3 protein-coding genes are annotated in these 11,647 nt (G+C 33.8%); all 3 read right to left on the bottom strand.

Annotated elements, in window-relative coordinates:
- Positions 1-190: 190 nt before the first annotated feature.
- The 3 genes from ACNQGG_RS16965 to ACNQGG_RS16955 all read right to left on the bottom strand — a co-directional run bounded on the left by ACNQGG_RS16965 (position 191) and on the right by ACNQGG_RS16955 (position 9,300).
- On the bottom strand, positions 191-2,059 hold the full coding sequence (locus ACNQGG_RS16965) for an OmpA family protein (RefSeq protein WP_417965992.1): 1,869 nt from the start codon (positions 2,057-2,059) through the stop codon (positions 191-193).
- An 18-nt stretch (positions 2,060-2,077) separates the two neighbouring features.
- The gene (locus ACNQGG_RS16960; protein ID WP_417965990.1) at positions 2,078-2,995 is read right to left on the bottom strand and encodes a PorP/SprF family type IX secretion system membrane protein; all 918 of its coding nucleotides are present in this window, start codon (positions 2,993-2,995) and stop codon (positions 2,078-2,080) included.
- Positions 2,996-3,057: 62 nt separating this feature from the next.
- A complete protein-coding gene (locus tag ACNQGG_RS16955) occupies positions 3,058-9,300 on the bottom strand; it encodes a T9SS type B sorting domain-containing protein (RefSeq protein WP_417965988.1) in 6,243 nt (2,080 codons plus the stop codon).
- Positions 9,301-11,647: the final 2,347 nt, after the last annotated feature.

Here is an 11,647-nt window from a genome sequence, read left to right as displayed (position 1 = left end):
TATGTAGTTTAAAAATAGGAAAAAAGTTATTTCCAAAAAATATTTTTGAGCTTTTTAAATGAGCTCAAATATTTTTCAGAATAACTTTTCAACTTACACAGTTAGTAGGACGCTACCAAAATTTAACAACAAACATAAAGAGGATATTCAATTGAACATCCTCTTTTTGTTTGTCATAATTGTGATGATTTTATTTAATAATCAGAAACTCTGAGCGTCTGTTCAAGGAATGCTCCTCATCTGTGCATAAATCTCCACAAGTAACTTTTAGTTCAGATTCTCCAAAACCTTTTCCTGATATTTTATCCGTATTAATACCTTTTGAAACAATATATTGGATAGTAGACTTAACTCTTCTATCGGAAAGATCTAAATTATATTCATCACTACCTCTTGAATCAGTATGAGACTTAACATAAATAACCAGTTTATCATTTTGTGACATGACATAAACTAATTTATCGAGTTCTGCAGCTCCTTGTTTGGTTATATCGCTTTTATTGAATTCGAAATAAATGGGTTTCAATATAATTTCTTTTTCCGTTACTGTAATTTCAATTGGATCAATGGCAGCATCTATACTCACCACCTCTTCTTCGATTTTAGCAACTGGAAATGATTTAGTAACAAATCCATCTTTGTGAACTTCTAACACATATGGTTTTTGACAATCAACCTCATATGACACTTCCCCTTTTTTATTAGACATTTTAGTGTCTAAAATATTATTATATACATCTAAAATAATTACTTTAGAATCAGCTAAAATAGTATTGTTTTTTGCGTTTTTCACTATTGCTTGAATCTGTCCTTTACAAACTGGAACTACACTATAAATATGATCTATACCAGACCTATTACTGGATATATACCCTATATATTTTTCTTTATTGAACGTAAAAGCAAAATCATCTTTTTCTGTATTAATTGGTGCCCCTAAGTTATTAGGCGTGCTAATTTCATTTAAATCTACAGAAAAAACATCTAAACCGCCAAATCCCGTTAAACCATTTGAAGAAAAATATAGAACAGCATCATCTGATACAAAAGGAAAATTCTCGTCACTTGGCGTATTTATTTTATCGCCCATGTTCTCAGGTATCCCATAGCTTCCATCTGAACTAACTGCTACTTTCCATAAGTCAGTTCCTCCAATTGAACCAGGCATATTTGAGGCAAAATACAGAAACTTTCCATCTTTATCGATAGATGGATTTCCAGTAGAATAACTCTTACTATTGAATGGAAGTGGTGTCACTGCAGTCCATTTTCCGTTTTCTTTAACAGCTTTAAATAAACTTACCTGACCGTATCTTAATTTTTTGGGTTTATCTTTTTTGAATAATTTCTCATTAAAACTTTCACTGGAAAAATAAATTGTATTACCATCTTTAGTCATCGTTAAAGGACCTTCATGGAAAACTGTATTTAATTCAGAAATTGCAGTTGGCTCAGAATAACTTCCATCTTCCTCTTTATAAACCGATTGATAAAGATCTAAAAACGGTTCGTCGTTCCATCCATAATTTTTACCATTTTGATTTCTTGCACTTGCAAAATAGAGTACATTATTATAAAGCGATGCTCCAAAATCAGATTTTTTAGAATTAATATTTATTTTTTTTAGTTCAAATAGTTGTGCTTTCTTCTTCAATCTTGAAAGATAATCGGGATTTTCATTAAATTCCTTAGTTCTTTCATCATTAGGTAACATAGTCGAAAATATTTTCATTTGTACATCAGATTCTGCATATTTTCCGTTAGACTTAAGTACCTGAGCATATCGATAATACGTTTCGGCATCTTGTTTAGATTTCAAGGTTTCTACATACCATTTTTCAGCTTCAGCGGTATCAAGCCTATTATAATAACTGTCCGCCAGTTGTTTATAAACATAAACGTCTCCCTTTCCTTTTTCAACTAAAGCTAGATATTCTTTAACAGCTTGAACATATTCGTAACTGTCAAATAATTTATCCGCATTCTTAGTATCCTTATTTTGCGCTGCTAGTGAAATGCTAACTAAAACAAAAAACAATAGTATAGTATATTTTTTCATTAATTATAAAATTAAATATTAGAAAAATCTTGAGGAACGAGACACTTTTTTAGGAACAAATAAATCATATAACACTATGAATTCATGTGAAGATGGCGCCGTCACTTTCAAATCTGAAACAACATGATCATAGGCATAACCTATTCTCAATTCAGGTGTAATTACAAAATTTACCATTGCTCCAAAACTGTCTTCTAATCTATATGTTGCACCTAATTCGAATTTCTCCAAGTACAAAAAGTTCGCAGAAACATCCAAAGAAGGCGATACATTAAATGCTGATTTCAACATGAATGAAGGTTTGAATTTTAATTCATAATTGATAGAGAATACATATCCTGCTGTTAAAAAATAATGGGATATATCTGAACCATATTCTCTTCCATTATAATCTAAATGCGCTGCTTTTAAGACATTAGGCACTGATAATGAGAAATAATATTTATCCGTATAATAAAAAATACCTGTTCCTAAATTCAATGACACATCATTTATATCTTCTCCAAAAATACCTTCAGAAGGATCTGGCAAACTAGATTGTATATCCCTAAGCCCTACTTTGTGAAAAGAGGCACCAGCTTTCAATCCAAAAGCTAATCGTTGTACATCTCCTAATTTCAAAGTATAAGAAAAATCTCCGTATACATTTTGTTCGGTAACAGGACCTATTTTGTCAGAGATAAATGACAAACCTAAGCCCACATTTTTTCCTACAGGTGTATGTCCCGAAAAACTAAAGGTCGTAGGAGCATCTTCTATATTTACCCATTGTTTTCGGTACAAAAGACCAAAAGAAATATTCTCTTTTGATCCAGCATACGCTGGATTAATTACATTCATATTATACATGTATTGGGTATAATGTGGATCTTGCTGCGCTTTTAAATCCACATAGGTAATAAGAACCAAAAGAGACGTCAAAAATATTTTGTTCATATCTATTTATTTTTCGATTTATTAGTCTATGAAAATTTCATAACCCATAAATTTATTAATTACTATTTTTCTCTGATTAAATAAATCCAACCTGTTTTCGTTTCTCCATTATTGAATTGTATCACATAGTAATAGGTTGCGCTTGGAAGCTCATTTCCTTTGTCGGACTGACCTTTCCATTGATCAGTATAATTAGTCTGATTGTAAACTTTAATACCATATCTATCAAATATTTCTAAGTTTTTTACATCCATTAATCTTAAATCAAAATAGTCGTTTGAGCCATTACCATCAGGAGAAATTCCTTTTTGCATATTACAATAAATAGATTCTAAAGTAGCTGTATTTGTGGTTTCACAACCAGTAGCAATTGATCTCACAGTTAATGAATATTTTACAGGAAATACTTCCTGCATTGTGGTAGAAGCAATAACATCTGAAGCATTTAAAATATTAGAATTAGTCCCAACAGGATTACCTGTACTGTCTCTCCATTCATAATCAACGTTATTAGAATCATACGAACTAGCTATCGCATTAGCAGTTAAAACATAATCTTTAGACGCACAGTCTCCTGAAATTTCAAATTGAATTTGTGGAGGAATAGCGTTTATAGTTATTTCAGAACCAATAGTTATACATGCAATACTATTAGCAAATCGCACACTCATTGTATATTTCCCAGGAGCCAAATTTAAAAATTCAGGATTATCTTGATATCCATTCCCTAAACTGTATTGAACATTTGCTTGAGGGGTAATTTGAATTCTACCCATAGGTTCCAGACAAGTTGGTTGGTTGATTTGTGCTAAAGTTGGAATTACCGGTAATGCAGGAAGAGCATTAATTGTTACACTTGCAACACTTTGTACTGAACAAGTAGTGTCAACCGTGTTTCTAACATACAAGGTGTAATTATTTGGCGCCAATCCTGTGAAAATATTAGAAACTTGATAAGTTGTACCGTTCAAACTATACTCTACACCTGATTGAGGAGCCATTACAATACTTCCGGATGGTACCGCACATGTCGGCTGAACAGCACTCGCCATGGTTGGAATAATAGGAGAAGTTGGTACTGGATTAATTGTTATGGCCGAGGCCGATGAAGTCACACAAGTATTATCTGATGTATTTCTAACATATAAGGTATAATTATTTGGAGCCAATCCTATGAAGACATTTGATGTTTGGAAGCTTGAACCATTTAAACTATACTCTACTCCTGTTTGTGTCGTTATCGAAATACTTCCGGATGGTGTGCCACAAGTTGGCTGAACCACGCTTGAAGTTGTTGGAACTAAAACTACTTTTATTGCATTAATTGTTGTTACTGATGCCGATGAAGTCATGCAAGTATTATCAGCTATTTTTCTAACATACAACGTATAATTATTTGGAGCCAATCCGGTGAAAGCATTAGAAACTTGATAGGTTGTACCATTCAAACTGTATTCCATTCCTGTTTGTGTAGTTATTACAATACTTCCGGATGGTGTGCCACAAGTTGGCTGAACCACACTAGCAGTTGTCGGAGCTATTGGAGGGATTGGTAACGCATTAATTGTTGTTGTTGATACCGATGAAGTCACACAAGTATTATCTGCTATTTTTCTAACATACAACGTATAATTATTTGGAGCCAATCCTGTGAAAATATTAGAAGTTTGGTAAGTTGTACCATTCAAACTATATTCTACCCCTGTTTGTGTAGCTATTGTAATCCTTCCGGATGGTGTCCCACAAGTTGGTTGAACCACACTAGCTGTTGTCGGAGCTATTGGAGGAGTTGGTAACGCATTAATTGTTGTTCCTGAGGCGGATGAAGTTACACATGTATTATCGGCTATTTTTCTAACATACAACGTATAATTATTTGGAGTCAATCCGGTGAAACTATTTGAAGCTTGATAGGTTGTCCCATTCAAACTGTATTCAACACCTGATTGCGTAGTTATTGAAATACTGCCTGATGGGACGGCACATGTTGGTTGAACCACACTAGCGGTTGTTGGAACTATTGGAGGAGTTGGTAACGCATTAATTGTTGTTACTGACGCCGATGAAGTTATACATGTATTATCTGCTATTTTTCTAACATACAACGTATAATTATTTGGAGTCAATCCCGTGAAAGCATTAGAACCCTGATAGGTTGTGCCATTCAAACTGTATTCAACGCCTGATTGTGTTGTTATAGTGATGCTTCCTGATGGTGTCCCACATGTTGGTTGAACCACACTAGCGGTTATCGGAACTATTGGAGGAGTTGGTAACGCATTAATTGTTGTTGTTGATGCCGATGAAGTTACACATGTATTATCGGCTGTATTTCTAACATACAACGTATAATTATTTGGAGCCAATCCCGTGAAAGCATTAGAACCCTGATAGGTTGTGCCATTCAAACTGTATTCAACGCCTGATTGCGTAGTTATTGAAATACTGCCTGATGGCGTGCCACAAGTTGGTTGCATAACAATTGCCGCTGTTGGAACTATTGGAGGAGTTGGTAACGCATTAATTGTTGTTTCTGAGGCCGATGAAGTTACACAAGTATTATCTGCTATTTTTCTAACATACAACGTATAATTATTTGGAGCTAATCCTGTAAAACTATTAGAAGTTTGGTAAATTGTACCATTCAAACTATATTCTACCCCTGTTTGTGTAGCTATTGTAATGCTTCCGGATGGTGTCCCACAAGTTGGTTGAACCACACTAGCTGTTGTCGGAGCTATTGGAGGAGTTGGTAACGCATTAATTGTTGTTCCTGAGGCGGATGAAGTTACACATGTATTATCGGCTATTTTTCTAACATACAACGTATAATTATTTGGAGTCAATCCTGTGAAACTATTTGAAGCTTGATAGGTTGTACCATTCAAACTATATTCTACCCCTGTTTGTGTAGCTATTGTAATCCTTCCGGATGGTGTCCCACAAGTTGGTTGAACCACACTAGCTGTTGTCGGAGCTATTGGAGGAGTTGGTAACGCATTAATTGTTGTTGTTGATACCGATGAAGTCACACATGTATTATCGGCTATTTTTCTAACATACAACGTATAATTATTTGGAGTCAATCCTGTGAAACTATTTGAAGCTTGATAGGTTGTCCCATTCAAACTGTATTCTACCCCTGATTGTGTTGTTATAGCGATACTTCCTGATAGTGTCCCACATGTTGGTTGAACCACACTAGCGGTTGTTGGAACTATTGGAGGAGTTGGTAACGCATTAATTGTTGTTACTGACGCCGATGAAGTTATACATGTATTATCTGCTATTTTTCTAACATACAACGTATAATTATTTGGAGTCAATCCCGTGAAAGCATTAGAACCCTGATAGGTTGTGCCATTCAAACTGTATTCAACGCCTGATTGTGTTGTTATAGTGATGCTTCCTGATGGTGTCCCACATGTTGGTTGAACCACACTAGCGGTTGTCGGAACTATTGGAGGAGTTGGTAACGCATTAATTGTTGTTGTTGATGCCGATGAAGTTACACATGTATTATCGGCTGTATTTCTAACATACAACGTATAATTATTTGGAGCCAATCCCGTGAAAGCATTAGAACCCTGATAGGTTGTGCCATTCAAACTGTATTCAACACCTGATTGCGTAGTTATTGAAATACTGCCTGATGGCGTGCCACAAGTTGGTTGCATAACAATTGCCGCTGTTGGAACTATTGGAGGAGTTGGTAACGCATTAATTGTTGTTTCTGAGGCCGATGAAGTTACACAAGTATTATCTGCTATTTTTCTAACATACAACGTATAATTATTTGGAGCTAATCCTGTAAAACTATTAGAAGTTTGGTAAGTTGTACCATTCAAACTATATTCTACCCCTGTTTGTGTAGCTATTGTAATGCTTCCGGATGGTGTCCCACAAGTTGGTTGAACCACACTAGCTGTTGTCGGAGCTATTGGAGGAGTTGGTAACGCATTAATTGTTGTTGTTGATACCGATGAAGTCACACATGTATTATCGGCTATTTTTCTAACATACAACGTATAATTATTTGGAGCTAATCCCGTAAAAGCATTAGAACCCTGATAGGTTGTGCCATTCAAACTGTATTCAACACCTGATTGTGTTGTTATAGCAATACTTCCTGATGGTGTGCCACATGTTGGTTGAACCACACTAGCTGTTGTCGGAGCTAATGGAGGAGTTGGTAACGCATTAATTGTTGTTCCTGAGGCGGATGAAGTTACACATGTATTATCGGCTATTTTTCTAACATACAACGTATAATTATTTGGAGTCAATCCTGTGAAACTATTTGAAGCTTGATAGGTTGTCCCATTCAAACTGTATTCTACCCCTGATTGCGTAGTTATTGAAATACTGCCTGATGGGACGGCACATGTTGGTTGAACCACACTAGCGGTTGTTGGAACTATTGGAGGAGTTGGTAACGCATTAATTGTTGTTGTTGATGCCGATGAAGCTAGACAAGTAGAATCTCCAATATTTCTAACAAACAATGTGTAATCAGCTGGAGCTAATCCAGAGAATGTATTTGAAGCCTGATAACTATTGCCGTCCAAACTGTATTCAGTACCTGATTGCGTAGTTATAGAAATACTTCCTGATGGCCTGCCACAAGTTGCTTGCATAACAATTGCCGCTGTTGGAACAATCGGTGGATTAGGTATTGCATTAATTGTAATAGGCGCTACTGAAGCAATAACACAAGAATTATCTAATTTATTTCTAACATACAAAGTATAGTTATTTGGGGCTAATCCTGTAAATGTATTTGAAGCTTGATAAGTAATACCATCCAAGCCATATTCAACGCCTGGTTGTGTGGCTATTGCAATGCTGCCTGATGGGACGGCACATGTTGGTTGAACCACACTAGCCGTTATCGGAATAGAAACAAAATTCATTATAATATTCGCCTCAGAATAACAAGGCGTTAATGCAGCAGAAGAAACCACTACCGGATTTGGATCTTTCAAATTATAATCTATTGAACCAATCCCATAATCTGAACTACTAGTTCTTTCCGGACTTAAAAAAGAATTAGTAACCATTTGGCTACCATCGTCTTTATCATTCATCGTTAATGCAAAAAATTTAATATCACCCGTTGTATAGCCAATAAGAGATTTTAAAACTTCAACTTCAAAACCAAGATTATAATCATTAATACCAATATTATTTTTATTAACACCCATTACAGATGAAGGAAATCCTGTAGCAGCACTTCCCAAATAGGTTTTAATAGAAGTTCCTGTTTTTAATTCAATAACATTCGCATAATAATTTGTTTCACCAGCATCTGTTGATATAACTAAACAATAATCAGCTTGAAAATACGAATCAAACGTACTGGGATTATTATTAAAAATATTGAAAGATCTAACTAAAGGATCTGAATTTGTTTCATCTCCATAATTTGAAATATTAAATCCTCCAGATTTTGTATCAAGAAACAACAATAAACTTCTATTATCTAAAACTTTACCAGCGACACCAAAAACCAATTTATCCTCAGAAGAACTAATTTTTAATGAGTTAATATATCCAGTCGAAGCATTAGCTGATAATGGTGCTGAAAGAAAATTATCTTCTAAAGCTCCGGTTCCCCATGTCTTTTCAGTAATAACTCCATCCATACTTACCGCGTACCTTGTTCTCACTCTTACAACTTGCCCGTCAGTTAAAGCACTAGTCGTAAACATTTTGCTTGAGGACATAGTTTGCATTACAACACCATCAACAGAGAATTCAAATAAATCAGCTCCGCCAGAAGCAGTAAAAGTAACAGACGTTCCTAAACACAATGGACTTGTAGTATTATTTGCTGGAGAAGCGGACAAAGTAACTGCTGGAGGTGCAAAATAAACTGATGCTACAACCGGTACACGTGTACTGATATCAATTCCAGATCGGCTACGCACGTAATACGTTTTAGTTGTAATAATACTTGGACTATAAACATTCCCAGTAAATATTGGACTCGCTGACGTTTGAGAGGCAAACCACTCTATAGTTTCAGAATTATTATTACTAAAGGCATAGACATTGACTTGAGATGGGTTCATACCATCTCCACAAGTGCTTCCTGCAGTTGTTGAAGGAGGAGATAAAAGAGCAATAGTCCTTGAAATCTTTGATGTTTTCTTGTATTTTTTTATTGTATCCGAAGAAACAAACGTTGTTACTAAATTAAAGTTTACATTATGGGTATTTACAACATTAGCCAAATTTTCTGCATTTAATTTATTTACCAATAACAAATGAAACAGTAAAAATAAAAGTAATTTATTTTTCATAAAATGAATTTTGTTGTTAATATATATTTATGCGCATCATGGGTTAAAATATTAAGTTCACAAGAGCAGCTGCTATCATCCCAAACAGATGTATTAATAATTCTTTTTACTCCATAGCAACACATGCTCTTATTGAGTAGTAATCCTCTATATGTGTGATCTTTGACAACTTTTCCGGAACGTGTTCCTGATAATAATCAGTATCGAGTCCAATAAGCTTTGATTTAAAAAACAATTGTCAGGTCTGCATTCAGCAATCAAACTAGTCACTAAATCCCTGAAAGTTTCTGACAAGCGGTTCAAGCGATTAGAAAACGCAGAATATAAGCCGATTTTGAGAAACCAGGAATACAAATATTCGGAATCGATGAATTAGCTTTACGGTAATTCACTGTTCTTCTTCTAATACAAATAAATAAATTATCATAATTTATTGATACTTTAAATCTCGCCTGTTGTTATTACTTAATCGCTGAGATGTATATTTTAAATCTTTTTCAAATTGTTCCCGAATTGTAGAATAAATTTGCATTAATTTCACAAATTTAACCTGAATAATCCTGCATTTAAAAATGCTCCGGTACATGTTAAACAAACTGATTTTCAGACTTTTTAATAAATAACTTGAAAGATATTTCTTTCTTTTTTGTTATATTTGCAACTACTATTTATGTCTTATTTCGCATTAATTACTAATAGCAATAAAAATGATTGATAATTTAAAGAATAAAAGTAGGAATATATTTTGAGTCCGCGAATTAAAATTTAATAAAATTTTAACTAAATTATCAACATTTAACTTAATATCACAAGCAAAAGCATAATTACAAAGTAACTATCAACAATACAATTAACTTATTATTAATCAATTAAATATATGTTTGTATATCTATTTTCATTTCTGTCGATAAAAAAAAGAAATCTTAATTGGTTCTAATATATTTAGGCACTTAACAAGGTTTCGGTATGTCTTAGTTTGATTTTTTGCTACTGTCATGAGAATTCAATAACTAAAAAAATATTTTTATTTAGTTTGACTTATCAAATTATCCACTCCCCAGATAATCTTCAAACAGGCCTAATTGTCCATCGTTTTCCGTGTCTAATTTTCAGTCGTTTTCGCTACTTTAAAAATTTGGTTAGATGAATAAAAGAATTCTAGAAAAACTAAAAAATTTGAGCATTCTCTGTTCAAGCTTATCTTTACAACTTCTATCAAAAGATTTACTATCAGGAACAATAAATTTGAATTTTAATAGCATTTTCATTATCACCTAAAAAAAATTAGGAAAAAGTTTTGCTTCATTTGTTAGAACAAAAATTCAATCTACCATCTTATTTTATAAAGTGCAGCTATCGTACCTGCACTAAACTCAAATAGATTACTTATAAATTCAAAGGTTCTTTTTATATTCTCTGTCATGGTATTCTATTTTCCTTAATTTCAATTTGGTTTATATACTTCCTTTATCAACTTCAACCCCTATGATATCATCCGACAAAATACCGTTATGAATATTTTCTAAAATAGAGCTTTTTTTGCGTTACTACGTATTATGTATTCGCTTTTTTTCGGGCTACCCCCTTGTTTTTGCTCAGTAAAATGTTCAAAAAACTTGTAATCTTTGTATCCTTTATTAAATATATAAACGGTATGCCCATCACATTTAAGTTTTTCTAAAAACTGATTGTATGTGCTAAATTCGGCACTATTTCATCGGAATTTATTACATTATGGACTTGATTTCCCTGCTACAGCCTTTCTTCCTAAGCATTTAAGCATATCTTTAAATAGGCATATCGTTGTGCTATCTACAATTTTAACATTCTTCACTAATGCTATCTGAATTCAGCTGTCCGATAAAAGAAAACTAATTTTTCTTGAGCAGGTTGTTATAAATTTCTTTAAATACTCCACTTTTTTCCCTTGTTGACATTCGACAAAGTACTCTTTCTAAGAAGATGATTGATTCTAACAGTATCCTCTTTACCAGATAAACCAAGCATTCCTCCATTAACTTCACGTAAAGAATTGCACTTTTCTAAACAGCAAAAAAAACATACTAAACAAATGATCCTTCCACTTGAATTTTTTGACATACTGATCCGAATCAAGCTTTTTAATAACTTTCTGAATCATCGAATCATCTATTTATACTTAATCCCAAACCTTTTTAGGATTGATCCCGGATTGCCTCTCTTTTAGTATATCAAAAAAGTTAGGAACAAAAAAAAATCCTCATCAAATTAATGATGAGGATTTAATAGAACCTGAAACGAGTTCAGATCAAAGAAAGGCGACGACATACTCTCCCACATAACTGCAGTACCATCTGCGCAGGCGGGC

It is taken from the genome of Flavobacterium esculini (assembly GCF_048284325.1).
Lineage (GTDB): Bacteria > Bacteroidota > Bacteroidia > Flavobacteriales > Flavobacteriaceae > Flavobacterium.
Note: the sequence above shows the minus strand (reverse complement) of the source record. Positions and strands in the feature narration are given on the sequence as shown.